The organism is Rhizobium sp. NFR07 (genome assembly GCF_900111905.1).
Taxonomy (GTDB): Bacteria; Pseudomonadota; Alphaproteobacteria; order Rhizobiales; family Rhizobiaceae; genus Neorhizobium.
In genome coordinates this window covers 204,876-226,797 of record NZ_FOKM01000005.1, presented here as the reverse complement: position 1 = coordinate 226,797, position 21,922 = coordinate 204,876, and the positions used below count along the sequence as shown (strand labels likewise).

The window sequence follows — 21,922 nt, the reverse complement described above, 5'->3', positions numbered from 1 at the left end:
GGTCAGGTTTGCGTGATCGGGCTGAGGCTAAGAAATTTCGCTCTCGGCCCGTCATCAAGACGCCGCGTTTGCGGCCCAGTGCAGGTGGATGGAGACCAGAATGACCAAAGAAAAGAACGCTCTTTCCATCCGGATCGACCGCAGACAGTTTTCGGCAGGCCTGTTCGGGCTTGCGGCCACGGCGATGATGCCGACAGTCACGCGCGCCCAGGGCGCTGGCGGGGCCGCCGCGCAGAAGATCGCCGACCATTTCTCCTCGGTGAAGACGATGATGGGCGAGTTCGTCCAGTTCGGCCCGCGCGGGGAACAGACGGGCGGCAAGTTCTTCATCGAGCGTCCCGGCAAGCTGCGCTTCAATTTCGACGACCCGTCGCCGCTGCGCGTCATAGCCGATGGCCGCAATGTCGTCGTCGGCAATATCAAGCTGAAGACCTGGGACATATACCCGCTGTCCAAGACGCCGCTGACGCTGCTTCTGGCCGACAAGATCGATTTGACCAATGATGCCGTGCGCGGGGTGAAGGAAGAGAGTGACCTCACCACAATCGTGCTCGGCAACAAGACGATCTTCGGCGATTCGACGATCACCATGATGTTCGACAGCAAGACTTATGACCTGCGTCAGTGGACGATCACCGACAATCAGGGCAAGGACACGTCCGTCATGATCTACAACGTCAAGACCGGCGTCGGCTTCGACGAGCGCGTGTTCACCGTTCCCTATGACCAGGTACGGAAGTAATCGCGCCAGGTGCGTCATCGATTATCGCAAAGGGCTGCGCCGGATAAAGGTGCGGCCCTTTTTGCTTCTCACCCCGGGTGAATCGCTCTAAACCTCGGCGACAATAAAGGGCAGGGCATCCACGCATGACATTCTCCATCACCACCTGGAACATCAATTCGGTGCGCCTGCGCATGCCGATCGTGCAGCAGTTCATCGTGCGCAACCAGCCGGATATCCTGTGCCTGCAGGAGATCAAGTGCCAGGAGCCGGAGTTTCCCTACCAGCCGCTGAAGGATCTCGGCTACCAGCACATCATCGTGCACGGGCAGAAGGGCTATCACGGGGTAGCGATCGCCTCGAAGATCCCGCTCACCGAGGATCACCGCCAGAACTATTGTGGCGTCGGCGATGCGCGGCACATCTCGGCGCTGTTCGAGCGGGGCTCTCGGCGCATCCGGCTGCATAATTTCTATGTGCCCGCCGGCGGTGACGAACCCGACCGGACGATCAATCCGAAATTCGGCCACAAGCTGGATTTCCTTGAGGAGATGAAAGTGCTGAAGGCGGATGCGATGCCGGGCATTTCGTCCATTCTCGTCGGCGATCTCAACATTGCGCCTTTGGAACACGACGTCTGGTCGCACAAGCAACTGTTGAAGATCGTCAGCCATACGCCGGTCGAGACCGACGGCATGAAGGAGGTCATCGCCAAGGGCGGCTGGCTGGACCTGATGCGGCAGCACACGCCGGAGCCGGAAAAGATCTACACCTGGTGGAGCTACCGCGCCAAGGACTGGGAGGCCGCCAACAAGGGCCGCCGCCTCGACCACGTCTGGTCGTCGCCGGATCTCGGTCCGTTCCTGGAGAGCATAGACATCCTGAAGGAAGCCCGCGGCTGGAACCAGCCGTCCGACCACGTGCCGGTGACGGCAACGTTCAAGTTCTGAGGGTTTCGGGGTTCACGAACGTAAAAGGCCCCTTCCCAAACCCTCCCCACAGGGGGAGGGCTTAACCCGGCCGTTCCGCCGAAGCTATTCGGAGCAGGCAGTGCCGTTTGGCCAAGTTTGAATTGGGCCAGGCGATTGCCGCGACTCTTCTCCCCCTTGTGGGGGAGAGGCTAGAGGGGGATTGCCTCGTTCAATGGCCGGGTGATGGGTGAGAAAAAGGTTGTGGCACCTGAGCAAGGGGCTGTGGCCTCGCGGAAGGGACTTACCGGAACCGATGTTCCATCGCCGCCGCCGCCTTGGCGAGGCCGGCGATATTCTCCCGGATGCGCGCTTCGATCAGGCGCCCGACCTGGGGGTATTCCTCCAGAAGCCGCTGGAACAGCTGGCGATTGACCTTCAGCACTTCACAGTCCGATGCAGCAACCGCGGTAAACTTCCGCTCGACCATCGTCACCAGCGCAAGTTCGGAAAGCAGGGTCGCTGCACCGACATCCTTCTGGTGGCGAATGTCGCCCATACGGTCCATGGCGTAGAGACCGATCCTGCCCCGCACGACGATATAGGCTGCTTCGGCAGGCGAGCCCTCGCGAAACAGTTCCTGACCCTCCGCAAGCGACCGCCGCTCGGCGCCGAAGGCGATCAGGCGCAGCTGATCTCCGTCCAGCTGCCGGAACAGCGGGACCTGGGACAGAAGCTGGATATCGTCATTCAGCGCCATTACGGAACGATCTTGTAGCCGCCGTTTTCGGTGACCAGGATTTCGGCGCTGGACGGATCGCGCTCGATCTTCTGGCGAAGCCGGTAGACGTGGGTTTCGAGCGTATGGGTGGTAACGCCGGAATTGTAGCCCCAGACCTCTTCCAGCAACACGTCGCGGGTGACAACCTTCTGGCCGGCGCGATAGAGATAGCGGATGATCGCCGCTTCCTTCTCGGTGAGGCGGATCTTCTTGCCGTCATCGGTGGTCAAGAGCTTCTGGCTCGGCTTGAAGATATAGGGGCCGACGGTGAAGGTCGCGTCCTCGCTCTGCTCGTACTGGCGCAGCTGCGCGCGGATGCGGGCGAGAAGAACGGCGAAGCGGAACGGCTTGGTTATATAGTCGTTGGCGCCGGCTTCGAGACCCAGAATGGTGTCGGAATCGGTGTCGTGGCCCGTCAGCATGATGATCGGCGCCTTGAAGCCGTTCTTGCGCAGGAGCTTGACGGCCTCGCGGCCATCCATGTCGGGAAGGCCGACATCCATGATCAGCAGGTCGACCTGGGTGGTTTTGGCCGTGTTCATGGCCTTAGTGGCATTCTCTTCCTGCAACAGCGAAAACTCGTCGTATAACGACAATTGCTCGACCAGCGTCTCGCGCAGATCGTTGTCGTCATCGACCAAAAGTATCGTTCTTGCCATTCGGTTCTTGCCTTTCGTATCGCCCGTCGTGCCTCGGCGCCGGTCAAGTCGGCGCATTCCATGCGTATTTAGGGCTCTTCGATCTAATTCCCAACATGCTATGATTTCAAACAAAATCATATTCAAAGCAAAAGCTCGTGAGAAAATGCCGCTTTTCCGTGTGCAGACTGTAACAGAGCGATCGGTCATTACCGTGAGGACGGCACCCGGCAATCGACAGCGGGCAATCATTTCGATCGATGGCCTGACGATTCGCGCCGCCATCGGCCGGTCCGGCACCACGGCCTTCAAGCGGGAAGGGGATGGCGCAACCCCGATCGCATCGATGAAGCTCATTTCCGGTTTCACCCGAGGCGAGCGCGTCCGATTGCCGCCCACGGCGCTGCCCATGCGGCGGATCGGCAAGGACATGCTGTGGTGCGACGAGCCGAAGCATCCGGCGTATAACCGGCTGGTGAAGGCGCCGTTCAAGCCGAGCCATGAGGAGATGATGCGCGCGGACGGGCTCTACGATATCTGCCTGGTGATGGACTGGAACATAGCGTCGCGCAAACGCTATGGCGGATCGGCGATCTTCTTCCACCTGATCAAGCCGGGTTACCAGCCGACGGCCGGCTGCGTGGCGGTGCATCCGCGGGATATGAAGCGGTTGCTGCCGTTTTTGCGGAAGGGGACGGTGGTGAAGGTGGTGGGGTGAAGCTTGAGAGTATCCCCTCACCAACAAAATCTAAGACTTAGCTGAAGCTAAGATCTTGATTTTGTGACCTCTCCCACAAGGGGAGAGGTAGGGCGTCGAGTGTGCCGCGGTCGCCGATATCTCTCCCCTTGTGGGAGAGAAAGCGATTTCAAGTCTTAGCCGAAGGCTAAGTCTTAGAAATCGCAAGTGAGGGGATATGCCCCCTCACCGTCATTGGTTCACTTCCACTCGCGGATATCGACGAAGTGTCCTGCCACCGCAGCTGCCGCCGCCATCGCTGGCGAGACCAGATGGGTGCGGCCCTTGTAGCCCTGGCGGCCTTCGAAATTGCGGTTCGAGGTGGAGGCGCAGCGCTCGTACGGGTTCAGACGGTCGTCGTTCATGGCAAGGCACATGGAACAGCCAGGCTCGCGCCATTCGAAACCGGCCTCCTTGAAGATGACGTCGAGGCCTTCGGCTTCCGCCTGTTCCTTGACGATGCCGGAGCCCGGCACGATCATGGCGTTGACGGTGGAGGCGACCTTCTTGCCCTCGACAACCTTGGCGGCGGCGCGCAGATCCTCGATGCGGCCGTTGGTGCAGGAGCCGATGAAGACGCGGTCGACGGTGATGTCGGTCATTTTGGTGCCCGGCTTCAGGCCCATATAATCGAGCGCGCGCCATTTCGACGTGCGCTTGTTTTCGTCCTGGATGTCGTCTGGGTTCGGCACGGCGCCTTCGACGGAGATGACGTCTTCCGGGGAGGAACCCCAGGAGACGATCGGCGGCAGGTTGGCGGCATCCAGAACGACGACCTTGTCGTAATGGGCGCCTTCATCCGTATGCAGCGTCTTCCAGTAGTCGACGGCCATATCCCAGGCCGTGCCCTTCGGCGCGCGCGGCTTGTCCTTGATATAGGCAAAGGTCGTCTCGTCCGGCGCTATCAGGCCGGCGCGGGCGCCGCCTTCGATCGTCATGTTACAGATCGTCATGCGGCCTTCCATCGACAGCGAGCGGATCGCTTCGCCGGCAAACTCGATGACGTGGCCGGTGCCGCCTGCGGTGCCGATCTCGCCGATGATGGCGAGGATGATGTCCTTGGCGGTGACGCCTGCCGGCAGCGCGCCGTCGACGCGCACCAGCATGTTCTTCGCCTTCTTCTGCACCAGCGTCTGCGTGGCCAGAACATGCTCGACCTCGGACGTGCCGATACCGTGGGCCAGCGAGCCGAAGGCGCCGTGGGTCGAGGTGTGGCTGTCGCCGCAGACGATGGTCATGCCCGGCAGGGTGAAGCCCTGTTCCGGCCCGACGATGTGAACGATACCCTGGCGGATATCCTTCTCCGAGTAATATTCCAGCCCGAAGTCATGGGCGTTCTGCGCCAGTGCCTCGACCTGAATGCGGCTTTCCTCGTTCTTGATGCCGAGATGGCGATCAGCGGAGGTTGGGACGTTGTGGTCGACGACGGCAAGCGTCTTTTCCGGCGCGCGGACCTTGCGGCCAGCCATGCGCAGACCTTCGAAAGCCTGCGGACTCGTCACCTCGTGAACCAGGTGACGATCGATGTAGAGAAGACAGGTGCCGTTTTCGTCCTCGGAGACGACGTGGTCGTCCCAGATTTTATCGTACAGGGTGCGGGGTGCGCTCATGGCTGCCATCCGTTGAAGAACAGGTTTTGAAAGAAGAGACGGGATTTCGGCAAAAACGTGTTGCCGCGGCACGGGCCGCAAATGCGGCCGTCAGCTAAGTCGGCTGTTGAGCGCACCGGAGACGCGCGCGAAGAAGCGTGCCGGCAGACGCTTGTGGTCCTGCAGCACGATAAATCTGTTCGCGAGGCATCCGAATTTCGATCCCATGGGCGTTGCCATAGCAGTTTTTTGAGGTCGCGGCAATTGTCTGGAAAGGGTGTGCATGCCACAAGCCTAAAGTTCGTAAACCTGCATAACCTTCGAGGCCATAGTTGGCGTCGCCGCGGATGGAAAACAAGGAGGAGCTTATGGCTCTCACAGTCCAGCTTCCTGTCAATGAAGCTGAACGCCTGCAATCCGTCCGGGCGTTGATCGCTCCCGATGGCTATTCCACGCCGGAGCTGACGTCCCTGGTTCAGCTCGCCAAGGACGTGTTCGGCAGCCCGGTCGCAGCGGTCAATATCGTTGACGAGGACTGGCAGCGCGTCACCTGCCAGGTGGGCAGTATCCAGATCAATGCCTGCTCGCGCGATGCGTCGATCTGCTCGCGCGTCGTGTTCGAGAACGAGGTCGTCGTCATTCCCGACATGACCCGCCATCCCGAACTGCGTGACATGCCTTTCGTTACCGGGGAGCCGCATTTTCGCAGCTATGCCGGCGCGCCGATATCGCTCGATCCCGAGCTGCCGGTCGGTGCGTTCTGCCTGATCGACACGAAGCCGCGCGATTTCAACGATGACGAAATCCGCCAACTGCGCCAGTTCGCCGATGTCGCGAGCGGCCTGCTGCGGCTGCAGAAGGCCAATTTCCTGATGGAATTCGCCGAGGAGAAGCTGAAGCTTGCGGCGATGACCGATCCGCTGACCGGCTTCTACAACAGGTCGGCGCTCGTCTCCCTGATCGATGTGATGCTCAGCAACGCGCTGTCGTCGCAGCAGGGTTTCGGCGTTCTCTATCTCGACATGGACGGGTTCAAGACAATCAACGACCGTTACGGCCATCACACCGGCGACGAGGTTCTGACCCATGCCGCAAAGCGCATCAGCGAATGCGTGCGGGCGCAGGATGTCGTCGTGCGTATGGGCGGCGACGAGTTCGCCATCTTCGTGCCTGACCCGCCGGATGTCGCGGCGCTGTCCGGACTGTGCGAGCGGCTGCTCAGCGAATTCCGCCGTCCCTTCGTCGTGGGAGACATGTTGCTCAGCGCAAGGCTGAGCATCGGGGTCGCACTTGCCCCCGATGCGGGGTCCGACAGGCTCGGCCTCTTGAGGGCGGTCGACGAGGCGCTCTACCAGGCGAAGGCGGCCGGCCGCGATCGATTCGTGATCAGGGAAACCTGATCTCAGTTGATCCGGAAGACGTAGGTCCTGACCAGTACGTCCGGCTCGTCGATCGCATAGGAGCGCCAGAGCGGGCTTTCCTCGACCGCCTGCCAGATGCCGAGCGCAGCCAGTTCGGCGAAGACCTCGGCAAAACCGCCGGCATCGAACACCTTGTCGCGCACGGTGAAGATGCCGTAGCCGCCGGGGCGGGTGATGCGGCAGAGCTCGAACAGGCTTTTTGCCGGCGCGTGGCCTTCCGTGAACACGCCGGTGGACAAGAAGCCCGAAAAATGGGCGTCCGGCCAGGGAAGTTCCTCGCCAAGCGTCGCGCGCTGAAGCAGGTCATAGGCGCCGCGCTTTTGCGCCAGCGCCAGCATTTCCTCGGAAAAGTCCAGGCCCTCGACGGTGCCGTAGCCGAGTGCCTTCAGATAGGGACCGGAGAGGCCGGTGCCGCAGCCGGCATCGAGTAGCGGCCCGGCATCAGGGGCGAGATAACGCGCGACCCATGCTGTGATCATGAAGGGCAGGTTGTAGCCCGAGGACAGGTTTTCCCGGTCGTAATCGGTCGACCATGCGGCATAGGCTGATGTCAGTTCGGCATCCGATTTCGAGGCGTAGACCTTTGCCAGTCCTTCGCTTTTGCGTTCGCTCATCGACGGTTCCCTTTCTCGCGCATGCGTTGCTCGACCTTTCTCAGCATGATGGAAAGGCCGATCGTCAGGATCAGGTAGATATAGGCGACAATCGAATAGGTCTCGAAGAAGCGGAACGAGCCGGAGGCGTAGATCTTGCCGGCCTGGCTGATATCGGCGACGCCGAGCACCGAGACGAGCGAACTGTCCTTCACCATCGACACGAAGTCGTTCGAAAGCGGCGGAAAGATCACCCGGATCGCCTGGGGAAAGACGATCAGGCGAAATCGCTGGGAGCGGCTAAGGCCGAGCGCCATGGCCGCCTCGATCTGGCCGCGGTCGACGGACTGGAAGCCGGCACGAAAGATCTCCGCGATGAAGGCCGAATAGCCGATCGTCAGCGCGATGATCGCCCGCCACATGAGCGAGAGGTCGCGGACCTGCGCCGGCTCCATCCAACCGCCATCGACCAGCGGCGTGATGGCGAAATTATAGAGGCTGACGAGCCCGGGTGCGCCGACAAAGGCGATGTAGAAGAGAAGGACGAGGATCGGGACGCCGCGCACGACCTCGACATAAAAGCGCGCCGTCTGGCGCAGCGCGATATTGTCCGACAGGCCGGCAAGCGAGATCAGCAGTCCGAGCCCGCAGGCGAGCGCGAAGGCGATGATCGTGACGAAGATCGTCACCCAGATGCCCCGCGCGACAACGGTGAAGACCTGGGCATAGAGATCGTTGACCGCGATGACGGCGGCGATCGAAAGGCCGATGACGATCAAGGCATAAAGCCACCAGGGGCGATCATCATCGCCATTCGATGCCGGCAGGGTCTGGAAGCCCATCAGGCTGGAGCTTTCCGCGGCCTTGCCGTCATTGGCCCATCTTGTAGTCAAGGAACCACTTCTTGTTCAGCGCGTCGAGCGTGCCGTCCGCCTTAAGCGCCGCGATCGCGGCGTTGACTGGTGCTACCAGATCCGAGCCCTTCTTGAAGATGAAGCCGAAATCCTCGGTGCCGAGCGGGCCGCCGATAAGCTTGAGGCCGCCGTTGGAGGCATCGACATAACCCTTGCCAGCAGTACCGTCGGTCAGCACCGTGTCGACATCGCCGGTCTTCAGCGCCTGTACGGTGGCGCCGAAGGTCTCGAACAGTTTTATGCGCGGGTTTTGCTCGTTGCCGTCCAGGACCGAATAGACGGCCGTGTAGAATGGCGTGGTGCCCGGCTGGGCGCCTATGAGGGCGTCATCGACCTTGGCGAAGCTCTCGGCATCGGAGAAGCGCTTCTCGTCGCCGCGCACCAGCATGAACTGTTCCGAGCGCATGTAGGGATCGGAAAAATCAACCTTTTCCTTGCGGTCGTCCTTGATGGTGATGCCGGTCATGCCGATGTCGTACTGGCCGTCGGACACAGCCTGGATCATCGCGTCCCACGAGACGTTCTGGTATTCGACCTTGAAGTTCAACTTCTTCGCGATCTCGTTCATCGCGTCATATTCCCAGCCGATTGCATTGCCGGACTTCGGATCGACGAACTGCAGCGGCGGATAGGCGTTTTCGGTCACGACGACGACCGTGCGGCCCTTCAGGCCGGGAAGCGCCTGGGCACAGGCCGCGGCGGGGGCAAGGGCTGCAAGGGTGAGGCCCGCGAATAGAGTGCGTCTGGTCAGCATCAGGGCAATCCTCGGAAAATGTGTCTGTCACAAATGTCCCCAATTCCGCGACGATGGCAAGCGGAACCGGTGATCACAGAGCCAGGCCTTTGCATCTTATGGAGGTGCGACCCCTTGCCGCATGCTGCGGCGCAACTACTTCCCGTTGACAGTTAAGGGATTGGCCGTCAGGCCCGGAGGAATACCTTGGTTTCCGAAAATAACACGATCTCAAAAATCACCTGGCGGCTGATGCCGTTCCTGGGGCTGCTTTATCTGATTGCCTATATCGACCGGCAGAACGTCAGCTATGCCAAGCTGCAGATGGTCGATGCGCTGGGCATGAGCGAATATGCCTATGGCCTCGGCGCGTCGCTGTTCTTCATCGGCTACTTCATCTTCGAAGTGCCGGCCAACCTGTTTCTGACGCGGTTCGGCGCGCGGATCTGGTTTGCGCGCATCCTGATCTCGTGGGGCTTCGTGACGATCGCGCTCGCCTTCACGCAGAACATGATGATGTTCTACATCCTGCGCTTCCTGCTCGGCGTATGCGAAGCCGGCTTCTTTCCCGGGGTGCTCTACCTGCTGACGCTGTGGTTCCCGAAGGACTATCGCGGCCGCATGGTCGGGCTGTTCATGATCTTCAGCGCACTTGCCAATGCAATCGGGGCGCCGCTCGGCGGCATGCTGCTCGACCTCGACGGCGCGCTCGGCCTGGCAGGCTGGGAATGGGTATTCCTGGCGACCGGCGTTCCGGCCGTCATCGCCGGCATCGTCACGATCTTCTATCTCGACGACACGCCCGAGAAGGCGAAGTTTCTGAGCGATGAGGAGAAGCGCTGGCTGAAGGACCGGCTGGCCAAGGAAAACGAGGGGATGGAGAAGGATGCCGATCACGGCTTCAAGGCCCTGATCAATCCGCGCGTGCTCCTGATGGCGCTCTGCTATGTCGGCTTCCCGCTCGCAGCCTATGGTCTCAGCTACTGGCTGCCGACTATCGTCAAGGGTTTTGGCGTCTCGAACACGACGAACGGCTTCATCAACGTCATTCCGTGGCTGATCGTCGCCGTGGCGCTTTGGGTGGTCCCCGCTGCCGCCGACAAGACGGAAAAGAAGACGCCTTATATCGTCGCCCCGGCCTTTATCGGCGCGATCGCGCTTGCGGCCTCCGTGCTGGTTGCCTCGCCCTATGCGCAGTTCTTCTTCCTGTGCATTGCCGCCGCAGGCATCTTTGCCGGCCAGCCGGTTTTCTGGAGCCTGCCGGGTCGGTTCCTCAAGGGCGCGGGTGCAGCGGCCGGCATCGCGGCAATCAACTCGGTCGGCAATCTAGGCGGCTTCGTCGCCCAGAACGTCGTGCCATGGATCAACGATGCGACGGGCAGCAATATCCTGCCGATGTTCTTCCTTGCAGCCTGCCTTGCGGCGGCCGGGGTGCTGGTCATCATCGTCGGCCAGATGCTTGGCCATCACTCGGACGATGTTCCGCCTTCGGCCCGTCCCGGCGGCTTGCGGTAATCCCGCGACCAGAGCGTTTCCGCTTTTCCTCGAGACGCGAAATCGCTCTGGTCCTTTGATTTCAAGCAGTTCCGGACGCAAAACCGCTACGCACTTTTGCTGGAACTGCTCCGGGCGAACAAACAAAAAAGGCGGCCGAGAGGCCGCCTTTTTCTCATGCCGTAATCGGCAATTCTTATTCTGCAGAACCTTCGGCAGCCTTTGCTGCTTCAGCTTCCTGGGCAGCCTTGGCTTCAGCGGCTTCCTGTGCTGCCTTTTCGGCGGCCAGTGCCTGTGCTGCTGCTACCTTTTCGGCTTCCAGGCGTGCCTTTTCCTCAGCGATAGCGGCGCGCTCGGCGTCGTTCAGCTTGCGGGCGCGGGTGCCGGTGTTCTCGACGATACGAGCCGACTTGCCGCGACGATCGCGCAGGTAGTAGAGCTTTGCGCGACGGACCTTACCGCGGCGAACGACATCGACGCTTTCGACGAGCGGCGAGTAGATCGGGAATACGCGCTCTACGCCTTCGCCGTAGGAGATCTTGCGAACGGTGAAGCTCTCGTTGATGCCGCCGCCCGAACGAGCGATGCAGACACCTTCGTAAGCCTGTACGCGGGTACGGGTGCCTTCCTTAACGCGTACGTTGACGCGCAGGGTGTCGCCCGGGGAGAATTCAGGAAGCTTGCGCTGAGCTTCGATCTTGGCTGCCTGTTCGGCTTCCAGCTGCTGGATGATGTTCATCGGTCAAACCTTTTCAGTTCTTCTGAAACAGCCAGAGCGCCAACGTCCTTGGTCACCTCATCCGAGGGCCTCGCGACGTGCCTTGCGGCAGGCGAATTCGCCATTCTTTGTTGCTGGTCGACGGGAATAATCCCATTTCCGCGGGCGGCAATACACCAAGCCCGAGCATTTGTCATCCCGTTGTCGCGATTTTTTGCCGCCAAAGGCCGTTGATGCACCGGCTGGAAGCAGATATCCCGATTTTCGGGAAGAGGAAACACCAATGACAATCACGATGATGCTGCTGCTGGCCGCGGCCGGCTTCCTGTCGGGCGCCGTCAACGCCATAGCGGGAGGAGGAACGTTCCTGACCTTCGGGGCAATGACGATTGCCGGCATTCCGCCGATTTCCGCCAATGCCACGTCCTCGATCGTCCAGTTTCCGGGTTACGTGACATCGACGCTCGCCTATCGCGCCGAGATCATGCATCGCTGGCGCAGCGTCGTCGTGCTCGGCGTGGTTTCGCTGTTCGGCGCACTCGCCGGCGCGCTTATCCTGCTGTCGCTCGACAATCCGTCCTTCAGGGCGCTGGTGCCGTGGCTGCTTGCCGCGGCGACCGCAATCTTTGCCGCCGGACCTTGGCTGAAGCCGAAGGTGACGGCGGAGCACAGCGCGAACACGCCGACCAGCATCGTCAGCCAGTTTCTGAACGCCATTTACGGCGGGTTCTTCGGCGCCGGCATGGGCATCATGATGCTGGCGGTGCTGGGGCTGACGACGGGCGGGAGCTACCATCATCTCAATGCGATGAAGAACCTCTTCGCCATGCTGATTGCCGCCGTGGCGATCGTCGTCTTCATCGGCGGCGGCGTGGTGGCATGGCCGCAGGCGCTGGTGATGATCCCTGCCGGTGCGCTTGGCGGCTATTCGGGCGTCTGGCTTGCCCGTCGCGTGCCGCAGATGGTGCTGCGCTCGTGCGTGGTGGCGGTGGGCACGGCGCTGACGGTCTATTATTTCGTCACGGGTTGATGTGGATCAGTCGTCCGTCAGCAGATCGGGCCGACGCTCTTCGGTGAGGCGCAGCGCCTGTTCCAGCCGCCACTTCTCGATCGCGGCGTGATTGCCGGAGGTAAGCACCGCCGGGATCTCCATGCCTTCGAACACCTGCGGACGCGTATAATGCGGATGTTCCAGCAGGCCGTGCTCGAAGCTCTCATTGGTGCCGGAATGGGCATTGCCCATGACGCCCGGCAGGAGGCGGATGACGCTGTCGAGAACGGTCAGCGCCGCGGGCTCGCCGCCGGAAAGAATGTAGTCGCCGATCGAGACTTCCTCGAGCTGGCGTCCGTCGATCACCCGCTGGTCTACGCCTTCGAAGCGGCCACAGACGATGACCACGCCTTCGCCGTCCGCCAGTTCGCGCACGCGCTTCTGGGTCAAGGGCTTGCCGCGCGGGCTCATTAGCAGGCGGGGACGTGTGTCGGCATCGAGGGAATCGATCGCGCTTGCCAGGATGTCCGGCTTCAGCACCATGCCGGCGCCGCCACCGGCGGGGGTATCATCCACCGTGCGGTGTTTGTCCCCGGCGAAGTCGCGGATCTGAACCGTATCGAGCGACCAGTCGCCGCGCTCCATCGCCTTGCCGGAAAGAGAATAGCCGAGATGGCCCGGAAACATTTCCGGGTAGAGCGTCAGGATCGTTGCGCGGAAGGTCATTCCTTGTCCCTGGACTTGCCCTTGGGAGGAAGGCCGAAGCCCTTTCCTTCGTCGTCGGGGTTTTCGATCAGACCGGCTGCATCCGGGTCGATCAGGATCTTGCCCGCTTCGAGGTCGATCTCGAGAACCGCAGCCTCGGAAAACGGAATGAGGGCAGGGCGGCGGCCCGGGCCTTTCAGTTCGAGAAGATCGCCGGCGCCGAAATCGAAGACGGCGCTGACCGTGCCGTAGCTCTTGCCGCTGGCATCGACCGCTTCCAGGCCTTCGAGATCGGCATAATAGAACTCGTCGTCCTCAAGCTCATCATCCGGCAGGTTGTCCCGCTCGATGAACAGTTCCAGGCCGTTCAGCGCCTCGGCAGCATTGCGGTCATTGATGCCGCGGAAGCGGACGATCACGACAGTCTTCGCCTCGCGGATTTCCAGGATCTCGAAGACCCGTCCGTCTTCAGCGTAGAGGTGGCCGTATTCTCCGAGCGCCGTCGGGTCATCGGTGAAGGAGCGGACGCGCACCTCGCCCCTGAGGCCTTGAGCGGCACCGATCGTCGCCATGAGGATGGGGTTTTCGAGCTTGGTCATCCGGTCTTTCCATTTAGCTGCGCTCATTTAAAGCGGATCGCGCCTAATGAAAACAGCAAAACGGGCGGCGCGTCACCGCACCGCCCGTCGTTTGTGAACTCGCAGCTATTATTCTGCGGAAGCTTCGGCAGCAGCTGCCTTGGCATCTTCGATCTTCTGAGCCTTTTCAGCAGCGCGCTCGGTCGCCTTCTTGCCCGGCTTTGCCTTTTCCGGGTTGTTCTTGGCATCGCGGGTAGCGATGTTGGCGTCGGCGAGGAAGCGCAGAACGCGGTCGGTCGGCTGGGCGCCCTTGGCGATCCATTCCTGGATGCGCTCGGCCTTCAGCTCAACGCGCTTTTCGTCGTCCTTGCCGAGCATCGGGTTCCAGGAACCAACGGTCTCGAGGAAGCGGCCGTCACGCGGCGAACGGGCGTCGGCAACGACGATGTGGTAGTACGGGCGCTTCTTGGAGCCACCGCGGGCGAGACGAATCTTCAGGGACATTGTTTTACTCCTTGGTTTCCGATGGCCGCCTTCAGGCGGGTCGGGTCTTGTTTGGGGCCACCATCCGGTGGGCCATTGGTTGTCACGAGCCGCCTTCGACGGGCCGCGGTTGGTTTGAGGCCGCCGTCAGGCGGGCTCGGTCATGCTCTTACTTCGCACCGCCGTGTTCGGCGGCGATGGCTTCATGATGCCGGATGACTTCCTTGATGACGAAGTTCAGGAACTTCTCGGCGAAATCCGGATCCAGATTGGCTTCCTTCGCCAGGCGGCGGAGGCGTTCGATCTGGTATTCCTCGCGCGCCGGGTCTGCCGGCGGCAATTCGTGCTGGGCTTTGAGAACGCCCACTTCCTTGGTGCAGCGAAAGCGCTCGGCGAGCATATGCACCAGAGCTGCGTCGATGTTGTCGATCGACTGGCGGTAGCTTGAAAGCCGTGCCTTGATCTCGGGGTCAACCATCGTCGCTACTCCTTACTTCTTCTTGCCGGGCAGGCCGGGGAAGCCGCCGAGGCCGGGGAGCTTCGCCCCACCCAGGCCTGGAAGACCACCCATTCCGCCCCCGAGGCCACCGGGCATGCCGCCGCCCGGCTTGAGGCCGGCGGCTTCCGCCTGCTTCTGCAGCGCTTCGAGCTGTTTCGGGTCGAGCTTGGAGAGGTCGGGCATTCCGCCCATTCCACCCATGCCGCCGCCGAGGCCCATCTTGCCGGCAAGGCCGCCCATCATCTGCTTCATCATGCCGCCCTTGCCCTTGCCGCCCATCATTTTCATCATGTCGGCCATCTGGCGGTGCATTTTCAGAAGCTTGTTGATTTCCGCAGCATCGGAGCCGGAGCCGGCGGCGATGCGCTTCTTGCGGGAATGCTTCAGCATGTCGGGGTTGGCGCGCTCGGCCTTGGTCATCGAGGAGATGATGGCGATCTGGCGGTCGAACACCTTGTCGCTCATGCCGGATGCGGCGAGTTTGTCCTTCATGCCGGCCATGCCCGGCATCATACCCATGATGCCGCCCATGCCGCCGAGCGATTTCATCTGGCGCAGCTGGTCGGCAAGGTCGTTCAGATCGAACTTGCCCGACTGCATCTTCTTGGCCATCGCCGCGGCTTTTTCCGCGTCGATGTTTTCGGCAGCCTTCTCGACCAGCGAAACGATGTCGCCCATGCCGAGGATTCGGTCGGCGATGCGACGGGGATGGAATTCCTCCATCTCCGTCATCTTTTCGCCGACGCCGATCAGCTTGATCGGCTTGCCGGTGACGGCGCGCATCGAAAGCGCTGCACCGCCACGGCCGTCGCCGTCCATGCGGGTCAGAACGAGGCCGGTAATGCCGACGCGCTCGTCGAAGTTGCGCGCCAGGTTGACGGCGTCCTGACCGGTCAACGAGTCGGCGACGAGCAGGATTTCATGCGGATTGGACTTCCGCTTGATCTCCGCCATTTCCTGCATCAGCGGTTCGTCGATATGGGTGCGGCCGGCGGTGTCGAGAATGACGACGTCATGGCCACCGAGCTTTGCCGCCTGCACGGCGCGGGCTGCGATATCGGTCGGCGACTGGCCGGCGATGATCGGCAGCGTATCGACCTGCGTCTGTACGCCGAGTTGGCGCAACTGTTCCTGAGCTGCGGGGCGGCGCGTATCGAGCGACGCCATCAGCACTTTCTTCTTCTCGCGATCGGTCAGCCGCTTGGCGATCTTGCCGGTCGTGGTCGTCTTGCCCGAGCCCTGCAGGCCGACCATCATGATGACGACGGGAGCGGCGGCATGAAGATCGATGCCGACGCCTTCGGAGCCGAGCATCTCGACCAGTTCGTCATGGACGATCTTGACGACCATCTGGCCGGGCTTGATCGACTTCAGTACTTCGGCGCCGACGGCCTTTTCACGGACCTTGTCGGTGAAGGCGCGCACGACTTCCAGCGCCACGTCGGCTTCCAAGAGCGCGCGGCGAACCTCGCGCAGGGCGGCGGAGACATCCGCTTCGCTCAATGCGCCACGGCCGGTCAGTCCATTCAGAATGGAGCCAAGACGGTCCTGGAGGTTTTCAAACATCGTGTCTTCCTTCTTCGCTTCCGGGGATTGTTCGGAAACGTCGGGTCTTTTGCCGGCAAAAACAAGACGCAAAGCCAAAAAGCACCCGAGGGCGCAACGCGCTGTCGGATGTTGACCTCCGGGATCGATTTATACCTCGAGGGGTCCCGGTCGGTGGCTCCAAGTCATAGAACTTGTCAGCAGATCGCCGGGCTTAAACAGGAAATGGGACTGGGAGTCAAGGTGTGGCGGCCTGTTTTGCCGACCATGGGGGCGCCATCCAATGAGGGCGGCGCCCCTGCGAGGTTACTTCTTGGCGTAGCGGGCGGCGTATTCCGCCTTGTAGGCGGCGATCGTCTCATTCCACTTGAGGATGGCGGCGCTATCGCCGGCCATTCCCTGCTCGCGCAGCTTGCCGATCCAGTAGGTGCCGTCCTGGCTGAACTCGAATGTCGTCAGGTGATGTTCTTCCAGAACCTTCTGCGGATCGACGCCGGCCTCGGTCGCAGCCTGCATATGGCCGGACAAGCGCGCATAATCCTCGAAGGTCTTCAGCTTGCGCTCCGTCTCCTGGCTGTTTGCCGCGAAGCGACCCGCATTCAGGTTGCTGAAGGCCTGGCCATAATAGGTGATCAGCTTGAAGTCCTTGTCGTCCTTCAGGGCCTTGCTGAAGCTCTCGTTGACCTCTTCGAACTGCTGCTTGTCGATGGACAGCGTTTTCAGCACTTCGTCCTCGCTGGTCTTGTTGGAAAGTCGCGCTGCTGCCGAGGCCCATTCGTCGAAGGTCACGCCGTGTACCGGCGCGGGGATCTCCTGGGCAAAGGTTACCGTAGAGAATAGCGAAATTGCGCCAGCGATCATCAATGTCTTGAGAAAATTCATTATCCATCCATCCGTCTGAAGCATTCGCAGGCGAACGCGTCCCTCAAATATCGGGTAATAACTAGGCGCCGTTTCATCACGAGCAAGGACCGATTTTTGGTAGTTCATGCGAATACACGACTAAGTATCATGTTATTGGAAGTATCGAAGTCGCGTGATCGTGTCCTCTTCTGCGCCAGAGCAGTCTCCCCCTTGAAGAAACCTCCTGCTACACAGATTTCATGAACCGTCGCACATTCTTCAAATGGTCCGGTCTTGCAGCTATCGCCACGCTTGCCGGCGGTATCACTGCAAGGAGCGCCATGGCCGCCAACAAATACTATTCCGGTCCCGTTTCCGATCATTTCGACGGGACGCATTTCTTCAATCCGGGCGGCGAAGAGCCGCGCGGCAGCTTCGATCTTTTGAGGTGGAAATTCGGCAACGGCAATATTCCCTGGCCGGATACGTTTGCCAGTCCGTTTCCGCAGGCTGTGCCGGAGACCCGTGTTGCCGGGGATCGCGTGGTCGTCACCATGATCGGCCATGCCTCGATGCTGATCCAGGTCGCCGGGCTAAATATTCTCACCGATCCGGTCTGGTCGGAGCGGACCAGCCCCTTCACATTCGCGGGTCCGAAGCGGGTCAATCCGCCCGGCGTCCGCATCGGCGACCTGCCGCCGATCGATATCGTGCTGGTTACGCATAATCATTACGATCATCTCGATCTCGAAACACTCTGGGTTCTCCAAGGGCGCGATAAGCCGCATTTCGTCACGCCTCTGGGCAATGACACGATCATCCGTGACAAGGTGCCGGATGCGAAGGTCACGGTCATGGACTGGGGCGGCAGCGAAACATTCGGTCCGGGTGTCACCTTCCATTGCGAGCCGTGCCATCACTGGTCGGCGCGCGGGCTCGGCGACCGGCGTCAGGCGCTTTGGGCCGCCTTCGTGTTCGAGACGCCGGCGGGAAAGATCTATCATATCGGCGATACCGGTTTTCACGACGGCATCAACTACCGCGCCGCGGGCGAGAAGCATGGGCCATTCCGCCTCGCCAATCTGCCTTTCGGCGCCTATGAGCCGCGCTGGTTCATGAAATCCCAGCACCAGAATCCGCAAGAGGCCGTCGAGGGCATGCAACTTTGCGGCGCTTCCTTCGTTGCCGGTCATCACTGGGGCACGGTGAAGCTGACCGACGAAGGCATCGAGCAGCCGGTCGAGGCATTGCATGCGGCACTCGATGCCCGCGGCATTGCCCGCGAGCGGTTCCGCCCAATGCGGCCGGGTGAAATTTTCGAGGTTCCGGGTTCGCGTCCGGCTTGACGTGACCCCGTTCGATTTGCTTCATGGGAAAACATGAGTGCGTGAGGAAAGAAATGCAGATCGAGCTCGAACGTCCAACGGAAGCCACCCGCATCCAGCGTCTGAAGGCGCTGACGACCGGGACCCATGACACGCTCGACAAGCGCATCATGCGAGCGGAGCCGTTTGCCAGCCGCGAGCGCTATGCCCTGTTCCTCGACGTGCAGCATCAGTTCCATGCCGATGTCGCGCCGCTTTACGCGTCTGAGGATCTCAATCGCCGCCTGCCCGGACTTGCCGATCGCAATCGCTACGAGGCCTTGCGGCAGGATATCATCGATCTTGGTGGCGTTGCCGATGAGCTTTCGTCGACCACCGGTCCCTTGACATCGGCTGCAGCGCTCGGCTGGGTCTATGTCGCCGAAGGCTCCAATCTCGGTGCCGCCTTCCTGCGCAAGGAAGCGGCCAAGATCGGCCTGTCGGATGATTTCGGCGCCCGCCATCTCGCCGGCCATCCGGACGGTCGCGGCCTGCATTGGCGCAATTTCGTCGCCGCCTATAACGACCTGCCGCTCACCGAGGCCGAAGAGCTGGAAGCTGCCGAAGGCGCCAAGGCGGCGTTCCGCCGCGTGCATGGTCTGGTCGAAGAGATCTTCGGCTAATTTGTTTTGACGAGGCGCGTCACCGCTTAGTCGCCACCCAGATCACGTGCTTTACGCCGCGCTTGCCATTGGCGCGGGTGTTGACGACTTCGGCATTGTAGCCGCAGTTGTCGAGGCGTTTGGTGAAGGCATTGTCCGGGCCCGACGACCAGACGGACAGGACGCCGCCGGGGCGCAGGGCCTGATGGGCCGTGCGCAGGCCGCGGGTATTGTAAAGCGCGTCATTGCTCTCCCGCGTCAGGCCATCAGGACCATTGTCGACATCGAGCAGGATGGCGTCGTACACGCTCTTCGAGCCACGGATGAGTTCGCCGACATCGCCCTGATAAATCTTTGTGCGCGGGTCGTCTAGGCAGCCCTTGAAGACCTCGGCCATCGGGCCGCGCGCCCATCTGACCACGGCAGGGACGAGTTCAGCGACGGTGACGGTCGCGTCCGGCGGCATGATCGCAAGTGCTGCGCGCAGGGTAAAGCCCATTCCTAGCCCGCCGATCAGGATGGACGGCTTGGGGCGGTCCTTGATCTTCTCCCAGGATAGCGTGGCAAGCGCTTCTTCCGATCCGCTTAGCTGGCTGTTCATCAACTCGTTCGATCCGAGCATGATGGAAAATTCCTGGCCGCGCTGCTTCAGGCGCAGTTCGCCGCCATCGTCCGGTATTCTTGCGCTGTCCAGTTGAACCCAAGGGAGCATGATCAAAGCCTCTTTTGCGGCTCCCCTAACACGCGATGAGGCGGTGCGCCAATCTTTAGGGCCATGCACCGGCACTGGTAATTTGCGGCGCTTTCGGCCATATACGCCTTGAAGAAGCGGGCCATTGTTGGTTTGGCGCCCGCATATGGATCAGCATCATGGCAGGACAGGTCGAATTTGCGCGTATGAACGGGCTTGGCAACAAGATCCTGGTCGTCGACATGCGCGGCCGCACCGACAAGGTGACGGCTGCCGCCGCGATCGCGCTCAATGCCGATCCGGCGACCCAGTTCGACCAGATCATGGCGATCCATGATCCGAAGGCGCAAGGCACCGACGCCTGGATCGATATCCTGAATTGCGATGGTACCAAGGCGCAGGCCTGCGGCAACGGCACGCGCTGCGTGGTGCAGGCGCTGGCCTCCGAGACGGGCCGCAAGACCTTCACCTTCCAGACCGTCGCGGGCATCCTGAACGCTGAGGAGCATGAGGACGGCACTATTTCCGTCGACATGGGCAAGCCGGTCTTTGCCTGGGACAGGATCCCGCTTGCCGAGGAATTCGTCGATACCAGTCGGATCGAGCTGCAGATCGGGCCGATCGACAAGCCGATCCTGCACTCGCCGGCCGCGATGTCCATGGGCAATCCGCATGCGATCTTCTGGGTCGACAAGGACCCGATGAATTTCGACCTGGAGCGGTTCGGTCCGATGCTGGAAAACCATCCGATGTTTCCGGAAAAGGCCAATATCACGCTGGCGCAGGTCACTTCCGGCGACAGCCTGCGCACCCGCACGTGGGAGCGCGGCGCGGGTCTGACGCTTGCCTGCGGTTCGGCCGCCTGTGCCGCTGCCGTATCTGCCGCGCGCACGGGCCGCACGGGCCGCAGGGTGACGATCGATGTCGCCACGGCGCCCACGCGCCAGCCGCTCGTCATCGACTGGCGGGAGGACGATCATGTCGTCATGACCGGCCCGGCGGAATGGGAGTGGTCCGGCAAGGTGGACCCGGAAACCGGCGCTTTTTCCCGTGACGAAGAGCCCGAGGTGAAGGCAAATTGAGCGGCGTCGAGGTCATAACCTTCGGCTGTCGGCTCAATACCTATGAATCGGAAGTGATGCGGGCCGAGGCCGAAAAGGCGGGCCTCAACAATGCCGTGCTGGTCAATACCTGCGCCGTCACCGGCGAGGCGGTGCGCCAGGCACGGCAGGCGATCCGCCGTGCGCGACGAGAAAACCCGCATGCGCGCATCATCGTCACCGGCTGCGCGGCGCAGACGGAAAAACAGACTTTTGCCGACATGGCGGAAGTCGATGCCGTTTTAGGCAACGAGGAGAAGCTGAAGAGCAACTCTTATCGCGGCCTGCCGGATTTCGGCGTCTCGGCGGAAGAAAAGCTACGCGTCAACGACATCATGAGCGTCAAGGCCACGGCGCCGCAGATGGTGAAGCATATCGACGGGCATGTGCGCGCCTTCATCCAGGTGCAGAACGGCTGCGACCATCGCTGCACCTTCTGCATCATCCCTTATGGCCGCGGCAATTCCCGCTCGGTGCCGATGGGCGCAGTGGTGGAACAGGCCCGCAGGCTGACCGAGAGCGGTTATCGCGAGATCGTGCTGACCGGCGTCGATGCGACGAGCTACGGTGCCGAGCTGCCGGGCCAGCCGACATTGGGTTATCTCGCCAAGACGCTCCTCAAGCAGGTGCCGGAAATCCTGCGTCTGCGCCTGTCTTCCATCGACAGCATCGAGGCGGACAATCACCTCTGGGATCTGATCGCCGACGAGCAGCGCTTCATGCCGCATCTGCACCTGTCGCTGCAGCATGGCGACGACATGATTTTGAAGCGGATGAAGCGTCGGCATTCGCGCGCTGAGGCGTTGGCCTTTGTCGAACAGGCACGGCGTCTGCGGCCGGAAATCGCCTTCGGGGCGGACATGATCGCCGGTTTTCCGACCGAGACGGAAGAGATGTTCGAGGGCGCGGCAACGCTTGCGGAAGAGGCCGGCATTTCGTTCCTGCATGTCTTCCCATACAGCCCGCGCCCCGGCACGCCGGCAGCGCGCATGCCGCAGGTGGATCGCGCGCTGGTGAAGGAGCGCGCGGCAAGGCTTCGTGCGCGCGGCGAGGCGTTGCATCATGCGCATCTGGAACGGATGATCGGGACGGAGCAGGCCATTGTCGTCGAAAACAACGGCATGGCGCATACGGAAAACTTTTCGCTGGTTGCAGCGCCGGGGCTGGTTCCCCGTGACATTCAGCGCGTTATGATTACAGGACATAACGGCAAACATCTCGACATGCGGGTGATGGCTGCCCACGAGCAGGCGGCCTGACCGAAACGGATTGTAA

At 61.6% G+C, this 21,922-nt stretch carries 24 protein-coding genes; 10 read left to right on the top strand and 14 right to left on the bottom strand.

Features of this window, described 5'->3' with window-relative positions; all coding sequences use genetic code 11:
- The first annotated feature begins 100 nt into the window (after nucleotides 1–100).
- Together BM216_RS13085 and BM216_RS13080 are read left to right on the top strand one after the other, a co-directional pair.
- Nucleotides 101–742 carry an outer membrane lipoprotein carrier protein LolA gene (locus BM216_RS13085; protein WP_092999616.1) on the top strand — a complete coding sequence of 214 codons (642 nt, stop codon included), beginning with the start codon at nucleotides 101–103 and terminating at the stop codon, nucleotides 740–742.
- A 125-nt stretch (nucleotides 743–867) separates the two neighbouring features.
- On the top strand, nucleotides 868–1,671 hold the full coding sequence (locus BM216_RS13080; protein ID WP_092999615.1) for an exodeoxyribonuclease III: 804 nt from the start codon (nucleotides 868–870) through the stop codon (nucleotides 1,669–1,671).
- Between the two features lie 262 nt (nucleotides 1,672–1,933).
- On the opposite strand, the gene BM216_RS13075 is transcribed toward BM216_RS13080, so the two are convergent.
- Nucleotides 1,934–2,389, bottom strand: a complete 456-nt coding sequence (locus BM216_RS13075; RefSeq protein ID WP_092999614.1) for a cyclic nucleotide-binding domain-containing protein — start codon at nucleotides 2,387–2,389, stop codon at nucleotides 1,934–1,936.
- The gene (locus BM216_RS13070; RefSeq protein ID WP_092999760.1) at nucleotides 2,389–3,069 is read right to left on the bottom strand and encodes a response regulator transcription factor; all 681 of its coding nucleotides are present in this window, start codon (nucleotides 3,067–3,069) and stop codon (nucleotides 2,389–2,391) included. The genes BM216_RS13075 and BM216_RS13070 overlap by 1 nt, the downstream gene beginning before the upstream one ends.
- A gap of 145 nt (nucleotides 3,070–3,214) precedes the next feature.
- Between BM216_RS13070 and BM216_RS13065 the strand changes: the two genes are divergently transcribed.
- Complete coding sequence (locus BM216_RS13065; RefSeq protein ID WP_092999613.1) at nucleotides 3,215–3,766, top strand: L,D-transpeptidase family protein; 552 nt, start codon at nucleotides 3,215–3,217, stop codon at nucleotides 3,764–3,766.
- 218 nt (nucleotides 3,767–3,984) lie between these two features.
- On the opposite strand, the gene leuC is transcribed toward BM216_RS13065, so the two are convergent.
- The gene (leuC, locus tag BM216_RS13060; protein ID WP_092999612.1) at nucleotides 3,985–5,394 is read right to left on the bottom strand and encodes a 3-isopropylmalate dehydratase large subunit; all 1,410 of its coding nucleotides are present in this window, start codon (nucleotides 5,392–5,394) and stop codon (nucleotides 3,985–3,987) included.
- Nucleotides 5,395–5,741: 347 nt separating this feature from the next.
- On the opposite strand from leuC, the gene BM216_RS13050 reads away from it, so the two are divergent.
- Nucleotides 5,742–6,773 carry a sensor domain-containing diguanylate cyclase gene (locus BM216_RS13050; protein WP_092999610.1) on the top strand — a complete coding sequence of 344 codons (1,032 nt, stop codon included), beginning with the start codon at nucleotides 5,742–5,744 and terminating at the stop codon, nucleotides 6,771–6,773.
- Between the two features lie 2 nt (nucleotides 6,774–6,775).
- Here BM216_RS13050 and BM216_RS13045 read toward each other — a convergent pair whose 3' ends face one another.
- From BM216_RS13045 to BM216_RS13035, 3 genes are read right to left on the bottom strand one after another with little or no spacing between them, the layout of a single operon-like run.
- The gene (locus BM216_RS13045) at nucleotides 6,776–7,408 is read right to left on the bottom strand and encodes a class I SAM-dependent DNA methyltransferase (RefSeq protein ID WP_092999609.1); all 633 of its coding nucleotides are present in this window, start codon (nucleotides 7,406–7,408) and stop codon (nucleotides 6,776–6,778) included.
- A complete protein-coding gene (locus tag BM216_RS13040; protein ID WP_092999608.1) occupies nucleotides 7,405–8,229 on the bottom strand; it encodes an amino acid ABC transporter permease in 825 nt (274 codons plus the stop codon). Before BM216_RS13040 ends, BM216_RS13045 begins: the two co-directional genes overlap by 4 nt.
- 28 nt (nucleotides 8,230–8,257) lie before the next feature.
- On the bottom strand, nucleotides 8,258–9,055 hold the full coding sequence (locus tag BM216_RS13035; protein ID WP_092999607.1) for a transporter substrate-binding domain-containing protein: 798 nt from the start codon (nucleotides 9,053–9,055) through the stop codon (nucleotides 8,258–8,260).
- 186 nt (nucleotides 9,056–9,241) lie between these two features.
- On the opposite strand from BM216_RS13035, the gene BM216_RS13030 reads away from it, so the two are divergent.
- Complete coding sequence (locus BM216_RS13030; protein WP_092999606.1) at nucleotides 9,242–10,549, top strand: MFS transporter; 1,308 nt, start codon at nucleotides 9,242–9,244, stop codon at nucleotides 10,547–10,549.
- 175 nt (nucleotides 10,550–10,724) lie between these two features.
- Here BM216_RS13030 and rplS read toward each other — a convergent pair whose 3' ends face one another.
- Nucleotides 10,725–11,267: a 50S ribosomal protein L19 gene (gene rplS / locus BM216_RS13025; RefSeq protein WP_092999605.1), complete on the bottom strand. Its 543-nt coding sequence runs from the start codon at nucleotides 11,265–11,267 to the stop codon at nucleotides 10,725–10,727.
- Nucleotides 11,268–11,529: 262 nt separating this feature from the next.
- Between rplS and BM216_RS13020 the strand changes: the two genes are divergently transcribed.
- Nucleotides 11,530–12,276, top strand: coding sequence for a sulfite exporter TauE/SafE family protein (locus BM216_RS13020; RefSeq protein ID WP_092999604.1), 747 nt, complete (start codon nucleotides 11,530–11,532; stop codon nucleotides 12,274–12,276).
- Between the two features lie 6 nt (nucleotides 12,277–12,282).
- Here the strand turns inward: BM216_RS13020 and trmD are convergent, their stop codons facing one another.
- From trmD to BM216_RS12990, 6 genes are all read right to left on the bottom strand, one after another.
- Entirely contained in the window at nucleotides 12,283–12,963 is a 681-nt protein-coding gene (gene trmD / locus BM216_RS13015; RefSeq protein WP_092999603.1) for a tRNA (guanosine(37)-N1)-methyltransferase TrmD, read from the bottom strand.
- On the bottom strand, nucleotides 12,960–13,541 hold the full coding sequence (rimM, locus tag BM216_RS13010) for a ribosome maturation factor RimM (protein ID WP_092999602.1): 582 nt from the start codon (nucleotides 13,539–13,541) through the stop codon (nucleotides 12,960–12,962). Before rimM ends, trmD begins: the two co-directional genes overlap by 4 nt.
- 108 nt (nucleotides 13,542–13,649) lie before the next feature.
- The gene (gene rpsP, locus BM216_RS13005; RefSeq protein ID WP_092999601.1) at nucleotides 13,650–14,024 is read right to left on the bottom strand and encodes a 30S ribosomal protein S16; all 375 of its coding nucleotides are present in this window, start codon (nucleotides 14,022–14,024) and stop codon (nucleotides 13,650–13,652) included.
- 148 nt (nucleotides 14,025–14,172) lie between these two features.
- The gene (locus tag BM216_RS13000) at nucleotides 14,173–14,481 is read right to left on the bottom strand and encodes a chorismate mutase (RefSeq protein WP_092999600.1); all 309 of its coding nucleotides are present in this window, start codon (nucleotides 14,479–14,481) and stop codon (nucleotides 14,173–14,175) included.
- 12 nt (nucleotides 14,482–14,493) lie between these two features.
- Nucleotides 14,494–16,068: a signal recognition particle protein gene (gene ffh / locus BM216_RS12995; protein WP_092999599.1), complete on the bottom strand. Its 1,575-nt coding sequence runs from the start codon at nucleotides 16,066–16,068 to the stop codon at nucleotides 14,494–14,496.
- Between the two features lie 285 nt (nucleotides 16,069–16,353).
- The gene (locus BM216_RS12990) at nucleotides 16,354–16,929 is read right to left on the bottom strand and encodes a hypothetical protein (RefSeq protein ID WP_092999598.1); all 576 of its coding nucleotides are present in this window, start codon (nucleotides 16,927–16,929) and stop codon (nucleotides 16,354–16,356) included.
- 221 nt (nucleotides 16,930–17,150) lie between these two features.
- Here BM216_RS12990 and BM216_RS12985 point away from each other — a divergent pair, with 221 nt between their 5' ends.
- Both BM216_RS12985 and BM216_RS12980 read left to right on the top strand, forming a co-directional pair.
- Nucleotides 17,151–18,236, top strand: coding sequence for an MBL fold metallo-hydrolase (locus tag BM216_RS12985; RefSeq protein WP_092999597.1), 1,086 nt, complete (start codon nucleotides 17,151–17,153; stop codon nucleotides 18,234–18,236).
- Nucleotides 18,237–18,289: 53 nt separating this feature from the next.
- Nucleotides 18,290–18,877: a biliverdin-producing heme oxygenase gene (locus BM216_RS12980; protein WP_092999596.1), complete on the top strand. Its 588-nt coding sequence runs from the start codon at nucleotides 18,290–18,292 to the stop codon at nucleotides 18,875–18,877.
- A 19-nt stretch (nucleotides 18,878–18,896) separates the two neighbouring features.
- Here BM216_RS12980 and BM216_RS12975 read toward each other — a convergent pair whose 3' ends face one another.
- Nucleotides 18,897–19,568 carry a spermidine synthase gene (locus BM216_RS12975; protein WP_092999759.1) on the bottom strand — a complete coding sequence of 224 codons (672 nt, stop codon included), beginning with the start codon at nucleotides 19,566–19,568 and terminating at the stop codon, nucleotides 18,897–18,899.
- 158 nt (nucleotides 19,569–19,726) lie between these two features.
- Between BM216_RS12975 and dapF the strand changes: the two genes are divergently transcribed.
- Both dapF and mtaB read left to right on the top strand, forming a co-directional pair.
- Nucleotides 19,727–20,629 (top strand): diaminopimelate epimerase, encoded by a 903-nt coding sequence (dapF, locus tag BM216_RS12970; protein WP_092999595.1) that lies wholly within the window; start codon nucleotides 19,727–19,729, stop codon nucleotides 20,627–20,629.
- On the top strand, nucleotides 20,626–21,906 hold the full coding sequence (mtaB, locus tag BM216_RS12965; protein ID WP_092999594.1) for a tRNA (N(6)-L-threonylcarbamoyladenosine(37)-C(2))-methylthiotransferase MtaB: 1,281 nt from the start codon (nucleotides 20,626–20,628) through the stop codon (nucleotides 21,904–21,906). Before dapF ends, mtaB begins: the two co-directional genes overlap by 4 nt.
- Nucleotides 21,907–21,922 lie beyond the last annotated feature (16 nt).

What these genes read in the sequence shown, in the direction of transcription:
- BM216_RS13050 (WP_092999610.1), top strand. Translation starts at nt 5,742, where the DNA reads ATGGCTCTCACAGTCCAGCTTCCTGTCAATGAAGCTGAACGCCTGCAA.
- BM216_RS13085 (WP_092999616.1), top strand. Translation starts at nt 101, where the DNA reads ATGACCAAAGAAAAGAACGCTCTTTCCATCCGGATCGACCGCAGACAG.
- BM216_RS13045 (WP_092999609.1), bottom strand. Translation starts at nt 7,408, where the DNA reads ATGAGCGAACGCAAAAGCGAAGGACTGGCAAAGGTCTACGCCTCGAAA.
- BM216_RS13040 (WP_092999608.1), bottom strand. Translation starts at nt 8,229, where the DNA reads ATGGGCTTCCAGACCCTGCCGGCATCGAATGGCGATGATGATCGCCCC.
- BM216_RS13080 (WP_092999615.1), top strand. Translation starts at nt 868, where the DNA reads ATGACATTCTCCATCACCACCTGGAACATCAATTCGGTGCGCCTGCGC.
- leuC (WP_092999612.1), bottom strand. Translation starts at nt 5,394, where the DNA reads ATGAGCGCACCCCGCACCCTGTACGATAAAATCTGGGACGACCACGTC.
- BM216_RS13035 (WP_092999607.1), bottom strand. Translation starts at nt 9,055, where the DNA reads ATGCTGACCAGACGCACTCTATTCGCGGGCCTCACCCTTGCAGCCCTT.
- rpsP (WP_092999601.1), bottom strand. Translation starts at nt 14,024, where the DNA reads ATGTCCCTGAAGATTCGTCTCGCCCGCGGTGGCTCCAAGAAGCGCCCG.
- BM216_RS12985 (WP_092999597.1), top strand. Translation starts at nt 17,151, where the DNA reads ATGAACCGTCGCACATTCTTCAAATGGTCCGGTCTTGCAGCTATCGCC.
- BM216_RS12980 (WP_092999596.1), top strand. Translation starts at nt 18,290, where the DNA reads ATGCAGATCGAGCTCGAACGTCCAACGGAAGCCACCCGCATCCAGCGT.
- rimM (WP_092999602.1), bottom strand. Translation starts at nt 13,541, where the DNA reads ATGACCAAGCTCGAAAACCCCATCCTCATGGCGACGATCGGTGCCGCT.
- ffh (WP_092999599.1), bottom strand. Translation starts at nt 16,068, where the DNA reads ATGTTTGAAAACCTCCAGGACCGTCTTGGCTCCATTCTGAATGGACTG.
- BM216_RS13065 (WP_092999613.1), top strand. Translation starts at nt 3,215, where the DNA reads ATGCCGCTTTTCCGTGTGCAGACTGTAACAGAGCGATCGGTCATTACC.
- BM216_RS13000 (WP_092999600.1), bottom strand. Translation starts at nt 14,481, where the DNA reads ATGGTTGACCCCGAGATCAAGGCACGGCTTTCAAGCTACCGCCAGTCG.
- BM216_RS13070 (WP_092999760.1), bottom strand. Translation starts at nt 3,069, where the DNA reads ATGGCAAGAACGATACTTTTGGTCGATGACGACAACGATCTGCGCGAG.
- BM216_RS12990 (WP_092999598.1), bottom strand. Translation starts at nt 16,929, where the DNA reads ATGAATTTTCTCAAGACATTGATGATCGCTGGCGCAATTTCGCTATTC.
- dapF (WP_092999595.1), top strand. Translation starts at nt 19,727, where the DNA reads ATGGCAGGACAGGTCGAATTTGCGCGTATGAACGGGCTTGGCAACAAG.
- trmD (WP_092999603.1), bottom strand. Translation starts at nt 12,963, where the DNA reads ATGACCTTCCGCGCAACGATCCTGACGCTCTACCCGGAAATGTTTCCG.
- BM216_RS12975 (WP_092999759.1), bottom strand. Translation starts at nt 19,568, where the DNA reads ATGCTCCCTTGGGTTCAACTGGACAGCGCAAGAATACCGGACGATGGC.
- rplS (WP_092999605.1), bottom strand. Translation starts at nt 11,267, where the DNA reads ATGAACATCATCCAGCAGCTGGAAGCCGAACAGGCAGCCAAGATCGAA.
- BM216_RS13075 (WP_092999614.1), bottom strand. Translation starts at nt 2,389, where the DNA reads ATGGCGCTGAATGACGATATCCAGCTTCTGTCCCAGGTCCCGCTGTTC.
- BM216_RS13020 (WP_092999604.1), top strand. Translation starts at nt 11,530, where the DNA reads ATGACAATCACGATGATGCTGCTGCTGGCCGCGGCCGGCTTCCTGTCG.